Annotated in this window: 22 protein-coding genes; 7 read left to right on the forward strand and 15 right to left on the reverse strand. The window is 57.5% G+C overall.

Going from position 1 to position 21434, the window contains the following annotated elements; genetic code table 11:
- The first annotated feature begins 25 nt into the window (after positions 1-25).
- Positions 26-1231, forward strand: a complete 1206-nt coding sequence (locus tag J3362_RS00275) for a flagellar assembly protein T N-terminal domain-containing protein (protein ID WP_349517581.1) — start codon at positions 26-28, stop codon at positions 1229-1231.
- Between the two features lie 12 nt (positions 1232-1243).
- Here J3362_RS00275 and J3362_RS00280 read toward each other — a convergent pair whose 3' ends face one another.
- The 8 genes from J3362_RS00280 to trhP form a co-directional block, all read right to left on the reverse strand.
- The gene (locus J3362_RS00280) at positions 1244-1714 is read right to left on the reverse strand and encodes a SufE family protein (RefSeq protein WP_349517582.1); all 471 of its coding nucleotides are present in this window, start codon (positions 1712-1714) and stop codon (positions 1244-1246) included.
- A complete protein-coding gene (gene sufT / locus J3362_RS00285) occupies positions 1715-2257 on the reverse strand; it encodes a putative Fe-S cluster assembly protein SufT (protein WP_008169336.1) in 543 nt (180 codons plus the stop codon). It abuts the gene before it with no gap.
- 75 nt (positions 2258-2332) lie between these two features.
- Positions 2333-2686, reverse strand: a complete 354-nt coding sequence (locus tag J3362_RS00290) for a HesB/IscA family protein (RefSeq protein ID WP_349517583.1) — start codon at positions 2684-2686, stop codon at positions 2333-2335.
- Between the two features lie 13 nt (positions 2687-2699).
- Complete coding sequence (locus J3362_RS00295; RefSeq protein WP_349517584.1) at positions 2700-3953, reverse strand: aminotransferase class V-fold PLP-dependent enzyme; 1254 nt, start codon at positions 3951-3953, stop codon at positions 2700-2702.
- 6 nt (positions 3954-3959) lie between these two features.
- Positions 3960-5246 carry a Fe-S cluster assembly protein SufD gene (sufD, locus tag J3362_RS00300; RefSeq protein ID WP_349517585.1) on the reverse strand — a complete coding sequence of 429 codons (1287 nt, stop codon included), beginning with the start codon at positions 5244-5246 and terminating at the stop codon, positions 3960-3962.
- A 12-nt stretch (positions 5247-5258) separates the two neighbouring features.
- Positions 5259-6032, reverse strand: a complete 774-nt coding sequence (gene sufC / locus J3362_RS00305; RefSeq protein WP_008169344.1) for a Fe-S cluster assembly ATPase SufC — start codon at positions 6030-6032, stop codon at positions 5259-5261.
- Between the two features lie 195 nt (positions 6033-6227).
- Positions 6228-7676 (reverse strand): Fe-S cluster assembly protein SufB, encoded by a 1449-nt coding sequence (gene sufB, locus J3362_RS00310; RefSeq protein WP_008169346.1) that lies wholly within the window; start codon positions 7674-7676, stop codon positions 6228-6230.
- A gap of 507 nt (positions 7677-8183) precedes the next feature.
- Positions 8184-9503, reverse strand: coding sequence for a prephenate-dependent tRNA uridine(34) hydroxylase TrhP (trhP, locus tag J3362_RS00315; protein WP_349517586.1), 1320 nt, complete (start codon positions 9501-9503; stop codon positions 8184-8186).
- A 158-nt stretch (positions 9504-9661) separates the two neighbouring features.
- On the opposite strand from trhP, the gene J3362_RS00320 reads away from it, so the two are divergent.
- On the forward strand, positions 9662-10018 hold the full coding sequence (locus J3362_RS00320) for a helix-turn-helix transcriptional regulator (RefSeq protein ID WP_349517587.1): 357 nt from the start codon (positions 9662-9664) through the stop codon (positions 10016-10018).
- Between the two features lie 6 nt (positions 10019-10024).
- Here J3362_RS00320 and fabB read toward each other — a convergent pair whose 3' ends face one another.
- Both fabB and fabA read right to left on the reverse strand, forming a co-directional pair.
- Positions 10025-11236, reverse strand: a complete 1212-nt coding sequence (gene fabB / locus J3362_RS00325) for a beta-ketoacyl-ACP synthase I (RefSeq protein ID WP_008169352.1) — start codon at positions 11234-11236, stop codon at positions 10025-10027.
- A gap of 11 nt (positions 11237-11247) precedes the next feature.
- A complete protein-coding gene (gene fabA / locus J3362_RS00330) occupies positions 11248-11757 on the reverse strand; it encodes a bifunctional 3-hydroxydecanoyl-ACP dehydratase/trans-2-decenoyl-ACP isomerase (protein ID WP_008169354.1) in 510 nt (169 codons plus the stop codon).
- A 223-nt stretch (positions 11758-11980) separates the two neighbouring features.
- On the opposite strand from fabA, the gene J3362_RS00335 reads away from it, so the two are divergent.
- Positions 11981-12496: an SRPBCC family protein gene (locus J3362_RS00335; protein ID WP_349517588.1), complete on the forward strand. Its 516-nt coding sequence runs from the start codon at positions 11981-11983 to the stop codon at positions 12494-12496.
- Between the two features lie 14 nt (positions 12497-12510).
- Here J3362_RS00335 and J3362_RS00340 read toward each other — a convergent pair whose 3' ends face one another.
- The gene (locus J3362_RS00340; RefSeq protein ID WP_062781102.1) at positions 12511-13695 is read right to left on the reverse strand and encodes an NnrS family protein; all 1185 of its coding nucleotides are present in this window, start codon (positions 13693-13695) and stop codon (positions 12511-12513) included.
- Positions 13696-13817: 122 nt separating this feature from the next.
- Between J3362_RS00340 and J3362_RS00345 the strand changes: the two genes are divergently transcribed.
- Positions 13818-14189: a SirB2 family protein gene (locus J3362_RS00345; RefSeq protein WP_041645567.1), complete on the forward strand. Its 372-nt coding sequence runs from the start codon at positions 13818-13820 to the stop codon at positions 14187-14189.
- A 1-nt stretch (position 14190) separates the two neighbouring features.
- Here J3362_RS00345 and J3362_RS00350 read toward each other — a convergent pair whose 3' ends face one another.
- Positions 14191-15012: an ion transporter gene (locus J3362_RS00350; protein ID WP_014578224.1), complete on the reverse strand. Its 822-nt coding sequence runs from the start codon at positions 15010-15012 to the stop codon at positions 14191-14193.
- A 219-nt stretch (positions 15013-15231) separates the two neighbouring features.
- Between J3362_RS00350 and J3362_RS00355 the strand changes: the two genes are divergently transcribed.
- On the forward strand, positions 15232-16584 hold the full coding sequence (locus J3362_RS00355) for a hypothetical protein (protein ID WP_092032095.1): 1353 nt from the start codon (positions 15232-15234) through the stop codon (positions 16582-16584).
- A 24-nt stretch (positions 16585-16608) separates the two neighbouring features.
- Here J3362_RS00355 and J3362_RS00360 read toward each other — a convergent pair whose 3' ends face one another.
- Together J3362_RS00360 and J3362_RS00365 are read right to left on the reverse strand one after the other, a co-directional pair.
- A complete protein-coding gene (locus tag J3362_RS00360) occupies positions 16609-17067 on the reverse strand; it encodes an EVE domain-containing protein (RefSeq protein WP_349517589.1) in 459 nt (152 codons plus the stop codon).
- Positions 17068-17156: 89 nt separating this feature from the next.
- On the reverse strand, positions 17157-18479 hold the full coding sequence (locus J3362_RS00365) for an MFS transporter (protein WP_349517590.1): 1323 nt from the start codon (positions 18477-18479) through the stop codon (positions 17157-17159).
- A gap of 309 nt (positions 18480-18788) precedes the next feature.
- On the opposite strand from J3362_RS00365, the gene J3362_RS00370 reads away from it, so the two are divergent.
- Both J3362_RS00370 and J3362_RS00375 read left to right on the forward strand, forming a co-directional pair.
- Positions 18789-19250 (forward strand): universal stress protein, encoded by a 462-nt coding sequence (locus J3362_RS00370; protein WP_349517591.1) that lies wholly within the window; start codon positions 18789-18791, stop codon positions 19248-19250.
- Positions 19251-19296: 46 nt separating this feature from the next.
- A complete protein-coding gene (locus J3362_RS00375; RefSeq protein WP_349517592.1) occupies positions 19297-20799 on the forward strand; it encodes an MFS transporter in 1503 nt (500 codons plus the stop codon).
- Positions 20800-20960: 161 nt separating this feature from the next.
- Here the strand turns inward: J3362_RS00375 and J3362_RS00380 are convergent, their stop codons facing one another.
- Positions 20961-21377 (reverse strand): globin, encoded by a 417-nt coding sequence (locus tag J3362_RS00380; RefSeq protein ID WP_349517593.1) that lies wholly within the window; start codon positions 21375-21377, stop codon positions 20961-20963.
- Positions 21378-21434: the final 57 nt, after the last annotated feature.

Consider the following 21434-nt stretch of genomic DNA (forward strand, 5'->3'; position numbering starts at 1 on the left):
GAGAGTGTAGGGAGTATCGAGAGTTATGAAACGCTTGCTGTCACTGTTCGTGCTCGGGGCCCTGGCCCTTTTGGTGGTTTCTGGCGCCCATGCGGTTGTTCTGGAAGGCGTGGGCCATGCCAATATCCACAATGGGAATCTGGATGCCGCCCGGGCGGAAGCCCGCAAGTCTGCGATCCGGGACCTTTCCCTGCAGTATGAAGCCAGGGTAAGCACGCATGACACCATGGAAAACGGCGTTATCACCGAATCCAGAATGGATCTCGCCTCGAGCGCTCGAGCCCGGAATGTGCGAATAGTCGATGAGTACCAGAGCGGCAATCTGTTGCGGGTGATTGTTCGGGGAGATATCAGCGAGAGTCGCAGCCAATGCGGATCGGGAGATTCCGGGCGCCTGAAAAAGCGTGTTGCAGTGACCGGATTTCCTATGCTGTACCCGGACCAGGCCAGGGTGGGGCGGATTGATGACGCCGGCGAAATCTTGCCGCAACAACTTCAGCAGCGTTTGGTTGCCCAGGGCGGATTGCAGGTTTTCGGTGCGACAACCTCACGGATGTTCACGGATCTGCTGAACGCGCCTACGGTACAACAGGGCGACAATCGATTGACCAACGTGCTGGAACTGGCCCGTGAAATGGGCGTTCAGTTCGTTGTGACGGGTGTGATTCGGGATCTTGGCGTTGCTGATCCGTCGGCCTGGGGAACCTCCGTACTGGATAGAATGCAGAGGGGTATCGGAGTGGTGGATCAGCGGCGCCGGTTTGCGGCTGACCTCGTTATTTTTGATGGTTTCAGCGGCGCGCCGGTATACCGGCAGAGATTTGAAGCGGCAGCCGATTGGGATGCCGGGCCGGGCAGTTCAGCAGGGTTCGGCTCCGCCGGCTTCCAGACAACCGCCTACGGTCAGGCCGTGGAGGACGTTATCACAGACATGGCGATGGCAGTAACGGAGGCACTGGCGTGTCAGCCCTTCATGACCAGGATTGCGCGGGTAGACGACTTTTCTGTAACGCTGGAATCCGGGGCTACAGCAGGCCTTAGACCGGGTGATGAGTTAAAGATCTATCGCAGCAAGCGCTACCTGGAATCACCAGATGACTCACCAGAGTTGCAAGACAGCGACTTGTCAGTGACGCTCGAAAAAGTTCAGCCGCACTTCAGCTGGGGCACAATGCCTCAACTGGGCGGAATCGTGAATATCCAGAGAGATGATATAGCGATTATCTGGTAGGGCTGGCGGGCATCAGTTGCTGGCGCTGGCCACCTCGGCGGCCGCAATGTCGCGGATCTTGCCAACCATTGCCCTGAGCCCGTTGCCGCGGGTCGGGGAAATGTGGCGGAACAGGTCCAGCTGTTCAAAAAGCTCATCGATGTCTGTGGCCAGCAGGTCCCTCGGAGTTTTGCCGTTCAGGGCAACCAGAATGATAGCGGCGAGTCCCCGAACAATCATGGCGTCCGAGTCAATCAACAGGTAGAGCCGGCCACTGTCTTCATCGTAGTGGTGAATCAGCCAGACCTGGCTCTGGCAGCCGTGAACATAGTTCTCTTCAACCCGAGATTCTTCCGGGAAGGCAGGAAGCTGCTTGCCCAGATCAATGATAAAAGCGTAGCGCTCTTCCCAGTCGTCCAGTAGCTCGAAGCCATCGAGAACGTCATCCAGGGTGGTGTCTTTACCCAGGGGGTTGTTCAGAAAGGTCTGTTCACTGGCAGTCATTTACAGCATTCCCAGTTCGAGTTTGGCTTCGTCGGTGAGCATTTCGTTGCTCCAGGGCGGATCGAAGGTCAGTTCAACGGTCACCTTGTCCACATTGGGCACATGCTCGAGCTTGGTTTTCACATCTTCGGTAATCACCGGGCCCATGCCGCAGCCGGCGGCAGTCAGGGTCATCAGCACGTACACATGGTTGCCGTCTTCGGTGCCATTTTCAATCCTGCACTCGTAAATCAGGCCCAGATCCACCACGTTCACCGGAATTTCCGGATCGTAGCAGTTCTGCATGGCTTCCCAGACCTGGTTTTCGTTGACGGTGCCGTCTTCCGGGGTTTCGAAGCTGCTTTCCAGGGGTTTCTTGCCGAGCGCGTCGGCATTGTGGCCTTCAATCCGGGCAAGGTTACCGTTAACGGCGACCGTAAAAGTGCCACCCAGTGACTGTGTGATGGTCACAAAGGTGTCCGACGGAATCATGATTTCGGTTCCGGAAGGAACAAGGCGGGCTTCCACCTCGCGTTTGGTCAGGACCACTTCCCGTTCTTGCATGCCTGTTCGGGCCTCGCTTTTTCAATCTTTGGTGTCGGATTACGCTGCGCTAATCCGACCTACATTTTAAGGGGATTAGGCTACCGTGAAACTCTCGCCGCAGCCGCATTCCGCGGTGGCGTTCGGGTTGCGGAACTGGAACATGGAGTTCACGCCCTCCGTCACAAAATCGATCTCGATGCCGTTCACCAGTGGCAGATGCTCTTCTTTCACGAAAACATCAACGCCATCAATGTGAAACACCTTGTCGTCGTCGGCGGTGTCTTCCACCCATTGGGTTTCGTATTTGAAGCCGGAGCAGCCACTTTTCTTGATGGCCAGCCGGATGCCCTTGGCGTCCGGCTTTTTCTCCAGCTGTTTGCGCACGTGCTTGACCGCGCTGGGCGTCATGGTGACGGCGACGGTCGGGGTGAAGACTTCGGCTGTCATAATTCCACCTCCATCAGGCAAACAGACGCTGGACTTTCTGCAGGGCGGTAAACAATGTATCCACCTCATCCAGTGTATTGTAGAACGCGAATGACGCCCGGGCTGTACCGGGAACTCCATAGAAATCCATCAGCGGCATGGCGCAATGGTGGCCGGTGCGGATCGCAATACCCTGCTGATCCAGCAGCGTGCCTATATCACTGGGGTGCAGGCCGGCAATTTTAAAGGACATAACCGGCACTTTGTGTTTTGCCGTACCGATAATCTCCATGCCGGGTACGGTTTCCACCAACTGGTTGGCTCGCTCAAGCAGGGCGGTCTCTGCCGCCTCCATGGCGGAACGATCCAGGCCATTCAGGTAGTCGATGGCGGCTCCCAGTCCGACTGCCTCGGCAATGGCCGGGGTGCCTGCCTCGAATTTGTACGGCAGGGTATTCCACGTGGTCCGCTCAAAGGACACTCGTTCGATCATCTCTCCGCCGCCCTGGTAGGGAGGCATTTCCTCCAGCAACTGGGCCTTGCCGTAAAGCACACCAATACCTGTGGGGCCAAACAGCTTGTGAGAGGAAAACACGTAAAAGTCGCAGCCGAGTGCCTGAACGTCCGGCTGGTAATGAGGTACCGCCTGGGCCCCGTCCACCAGGGTGATGATGCCGTGGGCCTTGGCCTGTTCAATCAGGGCCGCCACCGGATTTACGGTGCCAAGCACGTTAGAGACGTGAGTGATTGCCAGCACCCGGGTCTTCTCATTGAGCAGGCTGGTGAAGGACTCAAGGTCCAGCTCGCCTTCCGGTGTCACCTGAACAGGCACCACTTTCGCACCCGTGCGCTCGGCAATCATCTGCCAGGGCACGATGTTGGCGTGGTGTTCCATGTGGCTCACCAGGATCTCGTCGCCAGCCTTCAGGCGCGGGGCGAGGCCGTTGGCAACCAGGTTGATGGCCTCGGTCGTGCCGCGGGTCCAGATAATTTCCCGGGTGCTTTCGGCGTTCAGGAAGGTTCGAACCGTCTCGCGGGCACCCTCGAAGGCGGAGGTCGCACGGTCTCCCAGCGTATGGGCGCCCCGATGGACGTTGGAGTGCATCTCACGGTAATACCGATCCATGGCATCCAGCACAGCCTCCGGCTTCTGGGCCGACGCACCGTTGTCCAGATACACCAGGGGCTTTCCGTTCACCTGCTGGGACAGGATCGGGAAATCCCGGCGAATCGCGTCCACGTCGAAGGTGGTGCGCTTGGCGGTGCTTGCCACGGACAGATCGGTCATAACCGGTTACGCCTCCTGAAATGTCTGTTCGAAGAAGTGGTTCAGACGGCTTTGGACCGTCTCCCGCACTGCTTCAACCGGAATCTGCTCGACCAGCTCGTTGATAAAGGCCATGGTGAGCAGAACGTTCGCCTGACGCCGGCCGATTCCCCGTGAAACCAGGTAAAACAGCGAGATTTCGTCAAGCTGGCCGATGGTCGCGCCATGGGCACATTTCACGTCATCGGCATAGATTTCCAGTTCCGGCTTGGTGTCAATCTCTGCCCCGTTGGATAGCAGCAGGTTCTTGTTGTTCATATCCGCATTGGACTTCTGGGCGTCCTGATGGATATGAATCCGGCCATTGAACACGGCGTGGGACTGGTCCGCTGCGATATTGCGATAGGTTTCTTCGCTGTTGCAGTGGGCAGCCACGTGCTCGATGGTGGTGTGGTTGTCGTAGTGCTGTTTGCCCTGGGTAACAACTACCCCGTTGAGCTTGCACTCAGCGCCTTCACCTTCAAGCCGTACCTGCAGATCATGCCGGCGCAGGGGACCACCAAACCCAACGGTATGGCTTTCAAAACGGGAGCTGCGCTGTTGCAGGACGCCGGTTGAGCCAATGTGCTGGACGTTCTCACCTTCCATGTTCAGGCGAATGCTGGTGATGTTGGCGCCGTCGGCCACATTGAATTCAGTGACGGTATTGACCATGACCTGGGCCGAGCCGCTGGAGATGTACTCCTCCACGAGCGTAATCTGGCTATGACGGCCGGCATCCACGAAAATGCGCGGGAAAGCCGAACCGCTGGCCTCGGCCGTTACCTCATGAACAATGAACAGCGGCTGGTCGAGCACTGCGTCTGGCTTCAGGCGAATCAGCAGGCCATCTTCAAACCGGGCGGAATTCAGCCGGGCCATCTGAACCGCCTTGTTGTCCAGGGTGCTGTCCAGGCGATCCGCCAGATCGCTGGCTTCTTCATCGCTCAGATCGCCGAAACTCTTAATGCTGATGCCGTCCAGATCCGGATATTCGCAGGCCTCTGGCATCATTACACCGTTAAGGAACGCAACCTTGTAGCCGGGAACTGCCAGGCCGCTGCCGGTCTTGCCATCCGCCGGCAGGGAGATGGCCATGTCGTCGGTCAGCTTCAGGTACTTGCTGGAGTATTTCCAGTTTTCGGTTTTCCGGGTCGGCAACGGCATGTCGACCAGAGCGGTTCCACGCTGCTTGCGCAGGGCGAGCAGGGGCTCCGGCAGGGACTGCCCGGCCGGGTGCAGGAACGCGGTGGAAAGAGTGGGTGCTGGTTTCATTCCGCGACCTCCTTAGTTGGCTGAACTGTCGGCAGTTTCTTCATCCTTGATGCCCAGCCAGCCGTAGCCGCGTTCTTCCAGCTCCAGCGCCAGCTCGCGGCCACCGGATTTGATGATCTTGCCGCCCGCCAGAACGTGCACGTAGTCCGGCACAATGTGGTTCAGCAGACGCTGGTAGTGGGTCACCATCAGGATGGCGCGGTCTTCCGCGCGCAGAGCATTCACGCCGTCAGAAACAACCTTCAGGGCGTCGATATCGAGCCCGGAATCGGTCTCGTCGAGAATCGCCAGCTTCGGCTGCAGCAGCAGTGCCTGCATGATCTCATTACGCTTCTTCTCACCACCGGAGAAGCCTTCGTTGACGCCCCGCTTCAGGAACGCCGGATCCAGATCCACCTGCTTGGAAATTTCTTTGGCGAGTTTCATGAACTCGGCCGCGTTCATCTCGTCCTGGCCTTTGTGCTGGCGCATGGCGTTCACGGCAGTGCGCAGGAACTGCAGGTTGCTCACCCCGGGGATCTCCACCGGGTACTGGAATGCCAGGAAGATGCCTTCGCGGGCGCGCTCTTCGGTTTCAAGTTCCAGCAGGTTGTCGCCGTTCAGGGTGATTTCACCCTCGGTAACTTCAAATGCTTCGTTGCCTGCCAGCACCTGCGACAGGGTGCTCTTACCAGAGCCGTTGGGGCCCATGATGGCGTGAACTTCCCCGGCCTTGATTTCCAGGTTGATGCCCTTGAGGATTTCTTTGCCCTCAACGGATGCGTGCAGGTTCTTGATGCTCAGCATTTGTAGCGTCTCTCTCATTTAACCGTCTGAATTCTGTTGCCTGCCCCTAACTGGGCGGAGTCAGCCATCGGGCAGGCCCTTCCGGGATACGCTGTAAATACATCCTTGTACGCTCGACGAAATCATCCCTGATTTCGACGATCCCGGAAGGGCCTGCCCGACGGCTTCTGCGATACTTTGTTGCTTGCCGTCCTGTTAACCAACGGACCCTTCGAGGCTAACTTCAAGTAGCTTGCCGGCCTCGACAGCGAACTCCATCGGCAGCTCCTTGAACACTTCCTTACAGAAGCCGTTCACGATCATGGAGACCGCCTGTTCCGGGTCGATACCGCGCTGGCGGCAAAGGAACATCTGCTCGTCGCTGACCTTCGAGGTGGTTGCCTCGTGCTCAACGATGGCCGACTTGTTCTTGCTCTCGATGTAAGGGAAAGTGTGGGCGCCGCAGCGGTCGCCGATCAGGAGCGAATCGCACTGGGTAAAGTTACGTGCACCTTCCGCCCCGGGGCCAAATTTCACCAGGCCGCGGTATGCGTTGGAGCTCTTACCGGCGGAAATACCCTTGGAGATGATCGTGCTGGAGGTGTTCTTGCCCAGGTGGATCATCTTGGTGCCAGTGTCTGCCTGCTGGTAATTGTTGGTCAGTGCTACAGAATAGAACTCACCAACGCTGTTTTCGCCACGAAGGACGCAGCTCGGATACTTCCAGGTGACCGCGGAGCCGGTTTCCACCTGGGTCCAGGAAATCTTGGAATTCTTGCCGATGGCGGCGCCACGCTTGGTAACGAAGTTGAAGATGCCGCCTTTACCTTCTTCATCACCCGGGTACCAGTTCTGCACCGTGGAATATTTGATCTGGGCGTCGTCCAGAGCCACCAGTTCAACGACCGCAGCGTGCAGCTGGTTCTCGTCCCGCATGGGCGCGGTGCAACCCTCAAGATAGCTCACGTAGCTGCTGTCTTCGGCGATAATGAGGGTGCGCTCAAACTGGCCGGTGTTGGCCGCGTTGATGCGGAAGTAGGTGGACAGTTCCATGGGGCAGCGAACGCCCTTGGGTACGTAAACAAAGGTGCCATCGGAGAAGACCGCGGAGTTCAGCCCGGCGAAAAAGTTGTCACCGGCCGGCACTACCGAGCCCAGGTATTTTTTGACCAGCTCCGGGTAATCCTGGATCGCTTCGGAGATGGAGCAGAAGATCACGCCGGCCTTGGCCAGTGGCTCCTTGAACGTTGTTGCTACGGAAACCGAATCGAATACGGCATCAACAGCCACGCCCGCCAGCTTTTCACGCTCGTGCAGGGGGATGCCCAGCTTTTCGTAGGTTTTCAGCAGTTCCGGATCCACTTCGTCCAGGCTCTGGGGCATATCTTCAGGACGCTTGGGCGCGGAGTAGTAGGAAATCGAGTTATAGTCGATTTTCGGGTAGCCCACATGGGCCCAATCCGGCTCGTCCATCTCGAGCCAGCGACGGTAGGCTTTCAGCCGCCACTCCAGCATCCATTCCGGTTCTTTCTTGAGGCCGGAAAGGCGGGCGATAACGTCTTCATTAAGGCCGGGTTCGAACGTGTCGGATTCGATGTCTGTTACAAATCCGTATTCGTATTCCCGTTTGATCAGCTCGTTCACCTCGGTGTCGGTGGTCGCCATGATCGTCGCTCCGTATTCTCTCATCGCGGGCTTGCGCCCTTAGTGTCGCCGGCAGCCTCATGAATGGGCTGTCGATCGGATGTCATCAGTTTGGGTGTCGCAGTGGTCGCTCATCCTGTGAGTACGCCCTGCAATCGCTTTTTGGATGACGGATTTCCAAAGCTGATGCTGATAAATAAGCAGAAAAGCAGCTTGAATCCATCGCTTCTGGGCAGCGATTATACAATACCAGAGTAAAATAGTCAGGTATTAATTTGAACGTGGGGTGATTATACCTTAATCGGCCTTTGGGGCACTAAGGGGAGGGTGATCGGGCTGATAGCTTTTACCTAGGAGACTTCTGGCTTGGGTGAAGCATGCAGGACGGCGATCTTCTCCCAAAACACGCCGTGAACCCATCCGTGGGGGCTCCGTCTTGCCATCCTTGGCAAGACAGGGTTTTGGGAGAAGATCCCCGCCCTGCACGCCCTACCTTTTGCCATTCGCGACCAAGGTCTAAGTCCGGCTTTAAGACTGGTTGGAGAGGATTCTCGTCAGATAGCTGAAATCCAGAGATTCTGGCAAGCGCTCTGGCTTCGGAATCCGCACGATATGCCCGCTGCCAGGTGCATAGTCCATGGCCTGGCCGTTTCGGTTTTCCATGACATTAGCCGAGAACCGGATGTTGCCGGCCGGGCTGATCAGTTCCAGTTGATCGCCGGGCGCGAATTTGTTTTTCACCTCGATGGTCAGCCATCGATCATCCGCATCCCTGATGGTGCCGACCACCTGCTGGGAGCCGAGGAAGGAGGAGCCCTGTTCGTAGGTCTGGTATTCCCGGGGCATATGGCGGCGGAGGAAGCCTTCGGTGTAGCCCCGGTTGGAGAGGGCTTCCAGTTCGTCCATCATGCCCATGTCGAAGGGCTTGCCCTGCATTGCCTCGTCGATGGCGCGGCGGTAGACCTGGGTGGTGCGGGCCACGTAGTAGGTACTTTTGGTTCGGCCCTCAATTTTCAGGGAGTGAACGCCCATCTTTGCCAGTTCAGCGACGTGTTGAACGGCCCGCAGGTCCTTTGAGTTCATGATGTAGGTGCCGTGCTCGTCTTCGTAGGCGGGGATGAAACCGCCGGGGCGGTTGGGCTCTTCCAGCAGGATTTCTTTGGGCGCCACTTCCTGCGCTTCGCCGCTTCCGCAGGCGGCGATCAGGTCGCCGGTCTGGTCGTGGCCGTGCTGGACCTGCTTGTAGCTCCAGCGGCAGGCGTTGGTGCAGGCGCCCTGGTTGGCGTCCCGATGGTTCATGTAACCCGAGAGCAGGCAGCGGCCAGAATAAGCCATGCACAGGGCGCCGTGAACGAAGACTTCGAGCTCCATTTCCGGGACCCGTTCGCGGATCTCGCGAATTTCATTCAGGTCGAGTTCCCGGGACAGGATGACCCGGCTGATTCCCTGGCGCCGCCAGAACTCCACCGTGGCCCAGTTCACCGCGTTGGCCTGTACTGAAAGATGGATGGGTTGGTCTGGCCATTTTTCCCGCACCAGCATGATCAGGCCGGGATCTGACATGATCAGCGCGTCGGGTTTTTGTTCCAGTACTGGCGCCAGATCCCTCAGATAGGACCGCACCTTGTCGTTGTGAGGTGCTATGTTGGAGACAAGGTAGAACTGTTTGCCCAGTTCGTGGGCCCGTTCAATGCCCGCGCCAAGCGCTGCAACGTCTTTGAAACTGTTGTTTCTTACTCTCAGCGAATAGCGCGGCTGGCCGGCGTAGACCGCATCGGCGCCATAGGCAAAGGCGGTTTCAAGGTGTTCGGGGGTGCCCGCGGGGGCTAGCAGTTCCGGGGTATTCATTGTGGCTCCGGGGGATTCTGAAAGCGGGGCATTTTGCCGTAAACCGATGGGCATTCCCTTGATCCTGCTCAAAGGTCTTATTGATTGTTTTCGGCTAACATGTGTACGCTCACGGTTCGGGCTTTTCGGGCCGAAGCGTTGCAAAGGAGGAATTCAGGATGGGATCAAAGCCTCTGACGCCAGAGGTGGCACGGGCTTCGCTGAGTGTCAGGGTCAGTTCCCTGATCAGTGTTCAGCTTGCTCGTGGCAAAGTTGGTGTGGAAGTCGTGGCGTCGCAGCTGCATATGAGCCGCTACACGTTGCACAAGAAACTGAAGCGTGAAGGGCTGACATTCGCCCGTTTGCTGGAGGATGTTCGCCGCAGGCAGGCGCTGACCTACATGCAGGACAGGACCAAACCGCTGGTGGAGATTGCCGAGCAGCTCGGTTTTTCGGAGTTGAGCGCATTCAGCCGGGCTTTCAAGCGCTGGATGGGAACATCCCCGGCTGAATACCGCTCTGTCAGGCTTTCCTGATCCGGATCAGACCTTTTTGAACACCAGTGAGGCATTTGTGCCGCCAAAGCCAAAGCTGTTGCTCATCACAAGGTCCAGTTTCTGGTTATCCATGCGTTCCCGAACGATCGGGTAGCCTTCGGCCCCTTCATCAAGGTCCTGGATATTTGCCGATGGAGCAATAAAGCCTTCACGCAGCATGATCAGGCTGTAAATAGCCTCGTGTACGCCCGCCGCGCCAAGAGCGTGGCCGCAAAGGGGTTTGGTGGAGCTCAGCGGCGGGATCTTGTCGCCAAACGTCTCTTTCAATGCTTTCAGCTCGGTGATGTCTCCGGCCGGGGTGCTGGTGCCGTGAGTGTTCACGTAGCTGATTTCGCCATCCAGGTTCTTCATTGCCTGCTTCATGCAGCGCACTGCGCCCTCGCCACTCGGGGCAACCATGTCGGCGCCATCGGAAGTTGCACCGAAGCCGACGAGCTCTGCCAGGATGTTTGCGCCCCGCGCTTCCGCGTGCTCCAGCGCTTCAAGGGCCAACACACCGCCACCACCAGAAATCACGAAGCCGTCCCGGTTCGCGTCATAGGTGCGTGACGCCAGTTCAGGCGTGTCGTTGTATTTCGTCGACAGGGCGCCCATGGCATCGAACAGCAGGCTCAGGGTCCAGTGGATATCTTCGCCACCGCCGGCAAACATGACATCCTGGCGCCCGAGAGCGATCAGATCGGCGGCATGGCCGATCGAATGCGCGCTGGTAGCGCAGGCAGAGGTGATGCCGTAGTTGATGCCGCGAATGCCAAATCCGGTTGCCAGTGACGCATTGATCGCACTGCCCATGGTGCGCGGCACGCGATAGGGCCCGACACGGCGGATACCGCGGTCGCGATGGGTATCGATGGAATCCAGCAGCTCAACCGTCGAGGCGCCGCCCTGGCCAAAGATGATACCAGTGGTGTCGGCCTTGATGTGCTCATCGGTCAGCCCGGCCTGCTCGATAGCCTCAAGCATCGCCAGATAGGTGTAACCGGAAGCGGGGCACATGAAACGCCACAGTTTCCGGTCAATCAATTCGGGCAGGTTCAGGTTGATCTGGCCGCAGATGTGGCTGCGCAGACCATTGTCCCGGGCTTCTTCGCTAAAGCCGATGCCAGAACGGGATTCCCTGAGTGACTGTGCGACTTCCTTCTGGTTGGTACCAAGGCTGGAAACAATGCCCATACCGGTGATTACAACACGACGCATCCTGTTAACTCCTAAAAATCATCGGTCGAGGTGAACATGCCGACCCGCAGGTCTTTGGCTGTGTAGATTTCCCGGCCATCTACTTCCATCCGGCCATCGGCAATTGCCATGGTCAGTTTGCGCCTGATCACGCGTTTGAGATCCAGACGGTAGGTGACTTTCTTGGCCGTCGGCAAGACCTGGCCAGTGAACTTCACTTCACCGGCGCCCAATGCGCGGCCTTTCCCTTCACCGCCACCCCAGGCGAGGAAGAAGCCTACCAGCTGCCACATGGCATCGAGGCCGAGGCAGCCCGGCATCACGGGATCATCAACGAAGTGCACCTTGAAGAACCACAGGTCCGGATTGATGTCGAGCTCCGCTACCAGGCTGCCCTTGCCGTAGAGGCCGTCGTCGTCCGCAATGTGCGTGACGCGGTCAAACATCAGCATCTCGTTGATGGGCAGGCGCATGGAGCCGGGGAAGAGCTCGCCATGGCCGCATTTGATCAGGTCTTCTTTATCAAAATGATCCGGGTTCATAGTGCCAGTGTCTCTGTTACAAAATGATTTCCTCATACTTTAGCTCGAATTTCGGGAGCTGCTATTGACCTTTAGTGGATGATTGCCGGTTTGAAGTTCCCCGAACTCGTCTGTTAATCCCGTTTGATGGTCATCAAGGTGCTTGTGCGACCCCGCGAATACAATCATCTATCAGAAGTCCGTTCTGTGACATCCGGAGATTCGAGACTGGCAAGGAGGGCGTATGTCCGGGAATGAGGAAATTATCGCAGGCAAGGTTCGGCGCGAGGGTGACCGGGTTTTGGTACGTCTTGAAAGAGAAACCGGGCACTTGCCTGAACGAGTCTGGAAAATGCTGACAGACTCGGTGTGTCTGGCGGAGTGGCTGGCGCCTGGAAAGCTGGATGCCAGGCTCGGCGGTCGGGTTCAGCTGGATTTCGGTAACAGTGGTATGCCGATCGATTGTCGGGTCACGGATTGCCAGCCGAATCGTCGCTTGGCCTATTCCTGGAGTTCGGGTGATTCCCCTGAGCGTCCGTTGATATGGGACCTTGATCCCATCGACGAGGGAACCCGCCTGTCGCTGACATTATTACTGCCTGATGATGAGGTGGTGCCGATTGCCTGTGCGGGCTGGGATGCTCATCTTGAGATGCTTCTGGCGGCATTGGAAGGAATCAGTATTCACTTCCCTGCCAGCCGGTTCCGCCAGGCAAGGACAAGGTTCGAGTTGCTGGTCAGGCAGGAGTTGGCTGCCTGACCGGCCGGCCGGGGTCAGCCTTCTCGGCCATCCGGTCTGGGGCTGGCCAGGATGGCGGTGTAGCGGTACAGGAATATACCAAAGGCGACCAGCCAGAGCAGTGCGCTGCCACCAATGCCCGGGTGCCATGGGATGATCTCGAAGGCTGTGAGTACTCGTACCAGCGCGGCCAGATGAATTGCAACGAAGGCAAACACCATTCCCTTCGGCAACACCAGCGGTCTGCCGCTGTGGCCGAGGGCGACCCGGGAAATAACCCCCAGAATCAGGCACGCCACCGCCCCGGTGCCGGCTGCATGGCTCCAGGCGTTGGAGGGCCAGCCCGCGAACAGTGTGCCTGCCAGCAGGAACAGGGCCACCGGCACCCACAGGATGGACAGGTGCAGAATCCAGAGCAGGGGCTCCTGGCGTACGAGCCAGCCCTTCCATCCCGCCAGACGCACCAGCATAAGCCCACCGGACAGCAGCGCCAGCAAACCAGTAACGGTTTGCCAGCCAGTCACCAGGGATGCCATCAGCAGAATCAGGCTGAATACAGTTGCCATGTCCAGCGCTGGAATGGTCTTTACAGCGTTGCTGTCGAGTCCCCTCTGGCGCAACCAGCCGGTGGAAAACGCCGGAGTGATGCGGCCACCGACAATACTGATCAGTGCCATGGCCATGATCAGGGCACCATAGCTGAAGGCCATGTCGAGGCGGGTGACAAAGCCAATCTGCATCAGCCAAAGCAGGCCGAGTACCACCATGATCATCAGTTGTCGTTTTTGCCGGGCGTGCCAGATACGCCAGCCGGCATCCACCATCACCAGGGGCAGGAATGCCAGGTTTACTCCCTGAACCAGCCAAAAGGGCAGGTCAGCACCGGTTGCCAGCAGTACACGGCCGGCCAGCCAGACGCCCCAGAGCAGCACCAATCTGAATCCATGGGTTCGTTCCGTCTGGGTCCACACGCACACTGCGGTTAACAGGAACCCCGCGATCGCTGCCGACAGAAAGCCAAACAACATCTCGTGCTGGTGCCAGAATAACCCGGGCATGGCCAGTGGAAGACTGATAACACCATTGACCTGCATCACCCAGAGGGGAATGACGGCAAGGGCCAGAACGGTCATGGACAGAAAGAAAATCCGAAAGGGGTAGGAAAATAATTGGCTGACGCTGACCGACGCCCGTTCAGGGGAAGTAGAAATGGCCCGCATAGATGTCTCCCATATACATGTATTCTGTGTATATGTTAAACCCTGACAACCGCGTTAACCATACCTGCTTGTAGGTAGATTGCGTACAATGCGGCAAAACGCCTGTTAACCAAGGAACTTTCATGACCGCGTACATGATTCTGAAACACCTGCACGTGACCACCGCGTACCTCACCATCACCCTCTTTGCCCTGCGTCTGCTCCTGGATGCCGTCGGAAGACCTGGGTGGCGACAGACACCGCTGCGGTTTATTCCCCACATCAACGACACCATTTTGCTGGTGGCGGCGATCTCTCTGGTTTTTGTGGCCGGGTACGCTTCGGCCATGCCGGGTTGGCTGATTGCCAAAATTGTCTTACTGGTCGGCTACATCATCGCTGGCGTGTTCGCCCTGAAAACCACCCTCGGAAAGCCCGTTCGAATTTCCGCGGCGGTACTGGCCCTGGTGCAGGTTACGGCCATTCTTCATCTGGCCCTGGCCAAGCCGTTCTGAGTCAGCGCTTTTCGCTGATCTGCTTCGTCAGCTCCGCCAGTTGTACCTGAACGGCCTGGAGCTGGCGGGCAATTTCGTCCCGCTCATCGTGGGCCTTCTGGGCCTGCTTGGCGTTCTGCTCCTCACTCATGACCTCCAGGATTGCCCCGATCATCATATTCAGGAAAACAAACGCCGTCAGGAATATGAAGGTGATGTAGAAAACCCAGCTCAGCGGATACTGCTCCATGGTGGCGTACATCACATCCGTCCAGTCCTCGAAGGTAGCCACCCGGAAGAGTGTCAGCATGGCAATGGCCACGTCGCCCCAGAGTTCCTCGTCCACGCTGGCGAAGAACATCGAACCCATGGCCGCGTAAATGTAGAAAATGATGAACATCAGCAGGGCGATGTAGCCCATGCGCGGAATCGCTTTTAGCAGCGAGTTGATCAGGAACCGGAGCTCCGGAACCACCGACACCAGGCGCAACACCCGGAAAACCCGCAACAGACGTCCCAGCAGAACCGCTTCGGAGTTATCCAGAGGAATCAGGCTGCCGATGACCACGAGGGTATCGAACAGGTTCCATCCGTCGAACAGAAAACGTTTCTTGTTAGCGCACACACCAAATCGGAACAGGATTTCCAGCAGGAAAAACAGGGTGATGGCGTTGTCCATCACGATGAGCGACTTCTCCACCAGGGGAGGCAGATCATAGGTTTTGGCGCCGATGGTCAGTGCCGACAGGATGATGATGGTGATGACTGCGCCCTGGAAAACCTTGCTGGACTCAATGCGGCGGAGTTTCTCGAAACCGGAGGCGGGGTTCAGTTGGGACGGCATGGCAGGCGACGGCTCCAGAAGATTCGGGGAAGGCCGAATTCTAAAGGGCCGGGACAGAATTGGATAGCCTCAACAAGGGTCGTTCGTTGTGCAAGGTGTCCCGCTGGGTGTAATTAGCAGGATTTATTCAGCCTGATCAGAAATATTCATTCGTGCGATCCGCAAACCCTTCCCATAATCAAGTCGCAAACAATAAAACCAAAAAGCGAGTGACAATCCATGGAAGATAGACCGGAGTTAGCCGGCTGGCGCTGGGGGCCGTTCACGTTCCGCGTGCCCTTTTACCACACGCGCCTGTGTTGGTCCGAGTTCCTGCAAGGGCTGTTTGTTTCAGCCGCTACAGGCCTGGCATTGATTCCCGTAATGACCGCCTTCTTCGGCCTCAGTTTTGAAGAAGCCGTCGCATTGTCGATGATCCATGCCTCCCTGATTGCCTCGGCGGTGATTGTTTTCGGCGAGCCCTACGCTGGCGGCTGGATTACCCCCGCGTTGCCCCTGATTCTGGCGTTTGTAATAGGGGGCTACGAGGACCCGGTGAGCCGGTTCCAGGCGATGACCGCGCTGAGCCTGGTGTTTGCCTCGCTTGTCCTTTTTCTCGGGATAACCGGCCTGGGTCGTCGCTTTGTGATATGGCTACCCGATACGCTCAAGGCCGGCATCATTCTCGGGGCGTCGATAGCTGCGCTCAAGCGGGTGTTCGTGGACGATGCCGAGCGCTTTCTGCTTGAACAGCCCATCGCCACGGGTCTTGCCTGTGCCATCTGTTTGATATTCACGTTCTCCATTCCAATGCAGAAGCTCAAGGAGCGCAGCCGATTCTTCTTTATGCTGGGAGCCCTGGGCCTGCTGCCGGGCTTTCTGGCCGCGGCCATCGTCGGGCCCTTGGTTGGCGAGGTGGATTTCGATATTCAATGGGGAATCCTGGTGCCACCACTGGGCGAGGCATTGGCGAAGGTTTCTCCACTGGCCATCGGCTGGCCGTCCCAGGAGATGATTCTCCAGAGTATTCCGCTGGCACTGATTGCCTACATCATTTTGTTTGGCGATCTGGTCACCGGGAATGAAGTGCTGCGGGATGGCTTGAAGGTGCGCAAGGACGAGCACGTGGATATCAACCTGAACCGCACCCATTTCTCCCTGTCGATCCGTAACGCCATCATGGGTATTGTGGCGCCCTTCTTCCCGACCCAGGGAGCGGTGTGGACCGGCGTACATGTAATTGTGGTGCAGCGCTGGAAGCAGGGGCCGAAGGCGATGAACAGTTTGCACAGTGGCCTGGCCTCCTACTACCTGATGGGCCTGCCGTTCATCTTCTTCCTGTTGCCGCTGCTGACCGGGCTCAAACCGCTGCTAGGTGTTGCGCTGTCGCTGACTCTCGTGCTGACCGGTTTTGCCTGTGCTTACATTGCCATGTCGATTCCGAGGGACAATGCCTCAAGGGGCACGGTGGTTCTGATCGGCGCTGCTCTGGCGTTCTTTGAGCCATGGATGGGGCTGTTGATCGGCGTGGTGGCAACCCTGGCTCTTGTGGGCTGGGACCGGAGCCCGGACCCGATTCCCCACGACGAGTGACGAGCTGATGGCAGATCCCTGGTGTCAGCCAGCCTCGCCCAGGATGATCTGCCATTCCTCCTCGCTCACGGGTATCACCGAGAGCCGGTTACCCTTCCGGATCAGAGGCAGGTCTTCGAGCCCGGCCATGGATTTCAGCTCATCAAGCGGGATCAGTTTCGGCAGCGTGCGAACGTACTTCATGTCCACGGCTTGCCAGCGAGGCTTCTCAGCGGTGCTCTTGGCATCAAAATAGGGTGATTCAGGATCAAACTGGGTTGGATCTGGATAGGCGCTGCGAACGACCTTTACGATACCGGCTATCCCGATGTGTTTGCAGCTGGAGTGGTAAAGAAAGACCTCGTCACCCTCTGCCATGCGCGCCAGAAAATTCCGGGCCTGGTAGTTGCGCACGCCGTCCCACGGGATCACACCGTTCGGGGCTCTGGCAAAGTCCTCGATGCCGCATTCCTCAGGTTCTGATTTAACTAGCCACTTGGCCATTGCGCCCTCCGGTTAGTGATAAAAACCACGATTTTAAGCCAAAAAAGCCCCCGGGGGGCGGGGGCAGAGAGGCGCAGGGTATCTCCCGGTTATGGCTTTTTCCGGTTGAGCGGATAAAACAGTTGTGGCGAGGCCAATTCCGGCAAGTCCGTTCTTTCTTCGTTGGCGGCCCATTCCACCCGCTCGGCAGACCGGATCGCGTAGTGCATCCACACCAGGGCAGCGGCGACGATAACGAACATCAGCATGAAACAGCTCTGCCAGATCCCGGTTAGATCGTTCAGAACGCCAAATGTCAGCGGCAGGATGAATCCGCCGAGACCGCCAATCATGCCTACCACACCACCCACTGCGCCGACGTGCATGGGGTAGTACACCGGAATGTGTTTGTAGACGGCGGCCTTGCCCAGCGACATGAAAAAGCCGAGCACAAAAATCAGGGCTACGAACATGGGCAGGTTCATGGCCAGGGTAAAGCGGATATCGCCATCAATGCCCTGGACCACATAATCAGTGGGCGGGTAGCTCAACAGAAACGTGCACAGAACCGAAGCACCGAAGGTCCAGTACATTACCCGCCGGGCGCCGAAACGGTCCGACATCCAGCCACCGAGAATCCGGAACAGGGAAGCGGGGATGGTGTAGAGCGCCGCAATGATGCCGGCGGTTTTGATGTCCAGGCCGTAAACGCCGATCAGGAAGTGCGGCAGCCAGAGCGCCAGGGCCACGAATGCGCCAAAAACGAAAAAATAGTACAGGGCAAACCGCCAGACCCTTAATTCCCGCAGCGGCTCCATCTGCTCCATGAAGGACTTTGCCTTTTCGCCCGCGCGCTCGGCGGCCATCGGGTCTTCCTTGGCCAACACGATGAAAACAACACCCATGATTGCCAACACCGTGGCATAGATCTGCGCAGTGCTCTCCCAACCGAACGCGACCAGCAGGAACGGGGCTCCGAAGTTGGTGACAGCAGCGCCCACGTTACCCGCACCAAAAATCCCCAGCGCCGTGCCCTGACGTTCCGGCTCGAACCACGCCGCCGTATAGGCTACCCCGACAATAAAGGCACCACCCGCCAGGCCTACGCCGAGGGCGCCCACCAGCAGCATGACGTAAGTGGTTGCGAAGGTAAGCAGGTAAACGCACGCAGCGGTGGTGAGCATCAGGATGCCGAATACCCAGCGGCCGCCGTACCGGTCTGTCCAGATACCCAGGAAGAGTCGGCTGATGGAGCCGGTAAGAATGGGTGTGGCCATCAGCAGGCCAAGCTGGGTATCCGAAAGCCCGAGGTCTTCGCTGATGCGGATCCCGATGATGGAAAAAATGGTCCACACCGCAAAGCACAGGGTGAAGGCAAACGTGGATAAACCGAGCGCTCGGTACTGTTCTGGTTGTGACGGGCTATTGGCCATGCTCCGCTCCCCCTGGACATTCATTAAATAAGGTCTGAAAACACTTCTTAAACCTTACCAAAAACAGGGTTTTTCCATGCGGGGCATTGGAGGTACCTCCAGCTGGGTGCAGTGGTGGTAGGCAATCGGGGGCTTTGGGCGGCAGGGGGATAGATTCTTGATTTCTCTCGTGGGGTACGGGCTATCAACGTTGATTTACGTCAATTATGGGCGGCACCGGAGTGTGGACTAATGCTGACAGATATCAATGGATGCCCCTTGAGATGCCCTTCGAAAGGGTGCCAATAACGCCTTCGGGAGAACCCAGAAATGAAAATCATGATTGCCTACGACGGCTCGCGGAATGCCAGGTTGGCGCTGGCTCAGACTATCACCATGTTTCGCGATCTAAAGCCCGTAATCACCCTCGTGGCCGTTGCCGAAAACCCCCGCGACATCACCTCCGGGAACGAGGACATGTTCCAGGAAGAGGTGGCGGACCTGAAAAAGCACATCGCCGAGGCTATGGAAGTATGTGCGCAGGAACAGATCTCCGCCGAAAACATGCTCCTGGAGGGCGATGCCCGAAAGATGTTGCTGTTCGCAGCGGAGAAGAAGGTTCATCCGGACATGCTGGTTATTGCGCGCCACAGCCATGAGCCAGACGGCGGCTTTATTGCCCGCTCACTGACCTACTTCGTGGACGAACTGGATTACATGACCTTCGGCAGTGTGAGTTCCTTTCTCGCCCGCCGCATCCAGTGCCCACTTCTGATTCTGCCCAGCCGTTGAGCCTGGTCATAACCGTTTCTGTACCTGAAAGCCCAGGGAGGCTGACATGAAAGTCGCAGACGTTTTCCACGTCAAGAATCCGGAGATCAGGGCACTGCACCTGACCTGGATCGCATTCTTTATAACCTTTTACGTGTGGTTCAACATGGCGCCACTGGCATCCAGCATGCTCAAGAGCGTCAACTGGCTGACCACCGATGATCTCCGTCTGTTTGCGATCTGCAACGTGGCGCTGACCATACCTGCCCGGATTATCGTGGGCATGGCTCTGGACCGTTTCGGTCCTCGGCGTGTGTTCTCGGTGCTTATGGTGCTGATGTCCATTCCGGCGCTGGTGTTTGCCTTCGGTAATACCATGACGCAACTGCTGGTCAGTCGTCTGGTGCTCAGCTCCATTGGTGCCAGCTTTGTGGTTGGTATCCACATGACTGCCATGTGGTTCAAGCCCAGAGACATCGGTTTTGCCGAGGGTTTCTATGCCGGTTGGGGCAACTTCGGTTCTGCTGCTGCGGCCATTACCCTCCCGACCATTGCCCTGCAAATGTACGGTGGTGAAGATGGCTGGCGCTGGGCCATTGCCCAAAGCGCTATCGTGATGGCGGCTTACGGGGTTTACTACTGGTTTGCGATTACCGATGGCCCTGTTGGCACTGTCCATCGCAAACCGCGCAAGGCGGTGGCACTGGAGGTCAGCAGCTGGGGCGACATGATCAAACTGATCCTCTGGACCATTCCCCTGGTTGGCGTGCTGGGCATTCTGGTATGGCGTATTGAGAACATGGGGTACCTGAGTGCTACCGGGGCAGCGATCAGTTACGCAGTGATTGTGGCCATTGTCTGCTACCAGGTTATCCAGATTCTCCGGGTTAACGTTCCCTTACTGAAAAAGGGCGTACCCGAGGATGACAAATACCCGTTCAATAGCGTTGCCGCGCTGAACAGCACCTACTTCGCCAACTTTGGTGCGGAGCTGGCTGTAGTATCCATGCTGCCAATGTTCTTTGAGGAAACCTGGAGCCTGAGCGCCACTGCTGCCGGCCTGATCGCCGCTTCCTTTGCCTTCGTAAATCTGGTGGCGCGCCCGATGGGTGGCCTGGTTTCAGATCGCATGGGCAACCGCCGATTCGTGATGCTCAGCTACATGTTTGGCATCTCCGTCGGCTTCGCGCTCATGGGCCTGATGAACTCTAACTGGCCGCTGATTATTGCCGTGGGCATTACTGTATTCACCTCGTTCTTCGTGCAGGGTGCCGAGGGTGCAACCTTTGGTATTATTCCCTCCATCAAGCGGCGCCTGACCGGCCAGATTTCAGGCATGGCCGGGGCTTACGGCAATGTGGGCGCGGTTGTGTACCTCACCATCTTCACCTTTGTAACCCCGACCCAGTTCTTCTACATCATTGCCGGCGGCGCGTTCATCAGTTGGCTGCTGTGCATCATGTGGCTGAAAGAGCCGGAATCAGGGTTTGCCGACGAGTATCAGGTGTCCTCTGTGGACCTCCAGATCGAAGAGGAAGAGCGTCGCCGGCAGGCTGCTGCGACCGGCTAATCCCCCCGCTGTAGAACAGGCCGCCGAGGCATTGCCCGGCGGCCTTTTTTCGTCTCAAGGAAATTCATTTCCGGGATCACCGTTGGTCTTCACATGACCCGGGTGTCGGTCTTGCTGAATCTGAACCCTGATAGGCATCCAGGACCAATGCCTGCCCAGGGTCAGAAGTGATTGTATCCGAATTTCATATATGTGATTCCAGGGCTCAGAACCAGCCTCCAGGCCAGTTCGATATCGTCGCTGCACTCCCAGTCATAGTTTTTTACGGTGTCCGTCAGGCAGTCGAGCCAGAGATCGTAGAGGTGGGGCTTGATACTAAGATGGCGGGCACTGTGCAGGCAGGCAATTCTATGAAGGACGTCGTCAACGTTGCCGCTGGCGTAAAAGGCCACGAGGCTGAAAAAGGATTTCTTCAGCATACTTCGCTGAACTGCCATGTCTGTATTGCGAAACAGTGCCCGAACCTCCGGCGAAGACATCAGAAACCGGCGGTAGAAGGCTTCAAAGAAATCAGGAAGTCCGGGTGGGGGCTGAAGGACGCGTTCGTAGCTTGCGTCAAAGAGCTCTTCGAAAGACATGTCAGGCTCCCTGATTCTGGTGGGCTTAAATCAATCATCTTAAATCTAGCATTTACC

Source organism: Marinobacter sp. NFXS11 (assembly GCF_040148675.1).
Taxonomy (GTDB): domain Bacteria; phylum Pseudomonadota; class Gammaproteobacteria; order Pseudomonadales; family Oleiphilaceae; genus Marinobacter.

Coding starts and splice junctions, on each gene's coding strand:
- J3362_RS00345 (WP_041645567.1), top strand. CDS start 13,818: ATGACCGCGTACATGATTCTGAAACACCTGCACGTGACCACCGCGTAC.
- fabA (WP_008169354.1), bottom strand. CDS start 11,757: ATGAACCCGGATCATTTTGATAAAGAAGACCTGATCAAATGCGGCCAT.
- J3362_RS00365 (WP_349517590.1), bottom strand. CDS start 18,479: ATGGCCAATAGCCCGTCACAACCAGAACAGTACCGAGCGCTCGGTTTA.
- J3362_RS00295 (WP_349517584.1), bottom strand. CDS start 3,953: ATGACCGATCTGTCCGTGGCAAGCACCGCCAAGCGCACCACCTTCGAC.
- sufT (WP_008169336.1), bottom strand. CDS start 2,257: ATGCAAGAACGGGAAGTGGTCCTGACCAAACGCGAGGTGGAAGCCCGC.
- J3362_RS00380 (WP_349517593.1), bottom strand. CDS start 21,377: ATGTCTTTCGAAGAGCTCTTTGACGCAAGCTACGAACGCGTCCTTCAG.
- trhP (WP_349517586.1), bottom strand. CDS start 9,503: ATGAATACCCCGGAACTGCTAGCCCCCGCGGGCACCCCCGAACACCTT.
- J3362_RS00355 (WP_092032095.1), top strand. CDS start 15,232: ATGGAAGATAGACCGGAGTTAGCCGGCTGGCGCTGGGGGCCGTTCACG.
- sufC (WP_008169344.1), bottom strand. CDS start 6,032: ATGCTGAGCATCAAGAACCTGCACGCATCCGTTGAGGGCAAAGAAATC.
- J3362_RS00275 (WP_349517581.1), top strand. CDS start 26: ATGAAACGCTTGCTGTCACTGTTCGTGCTCGGGGCCCTGGCCCTTTTG.
- J3362_RS00280 (WP_349517582.1), bottom strand. CDS start 1,714: ATGACTGCCAGTGAACAGACCTTTCTGAACAACCCCCTGGGTAAAGAC.
- J3362_RS00370 (WP_349517591.1), top strand. CDS start 18,789: ATGAAAATCATGATTGCCTACGACGGCTCGCGGAATGCCAGGTTGGCG.
- sufD (WP_349517585.1), bottom strand. CDS start 5,246: ATGAAACCAGCACCCACTCTTTCCACCGCGTTCCTGCACCCGGCCGGG.
- J3362_RS00375 (WP_349517592.1), top strand. CDS start 19,297: ATGAAAGTCGCAGACGTTTTCCACGTCAAGAATCCGGAGATCAGGGCA.
- J3362_RS00350 (WP_014578224.1), bottom strand. CDS start 15,012: ATGCCGTCCCAACTGAACCCCGCCTCCGGTTTCGAGAAACTCCGCCGC.
- J3362_RS00360 (WP_349517589.1), bottom strand. CDS start 17,067: ATGGCCAAGTGGCTAGTTAAATCAGAACCTGAGGAATGCGGCATCGAG.
- fabB (WP_008169352.1), bottom strand. CDS start 11,236: ATGCGTCGTGTTGTAATCACCGGTATGGGCATTGTTTCCAGCCTTGGT.
- J3362_RS00290 (WP_349517583.1), bottom strand. CDS start 2,686: ATGACAGCCGAAGTCTTCACCCCGACCGTCGCCGTCACCATGACGCCC.
- J3362_RS00335 (WP_349517588.1), top strand. CDS start 11,981: ATGTCCGGGAATGAGGAAATTATCGCAGGCAAGGTTCGGCGCGAGGGT.
- sufB (WP_008169346.1), bottom strand. CDS start 7,676: ATGGCGACCACCGACACCGAGGTGAACGAGCTGATCAAACGGGAATAC.
- J3362_RS00340 (WP_062781102.1), bottom strand. CDS start 13,695: ATGCGGGCCATTTCTACTTCCCCTGAACGGGCGTCGGTCAGCGTCAGC.
- J3362_RS00320 (WP_349517587.1), top strand. CDS start 9,662: ATGGGATCAAAGCCTCTGACGCCAGAGGTGGCACGGGCTTCGCTGAGT.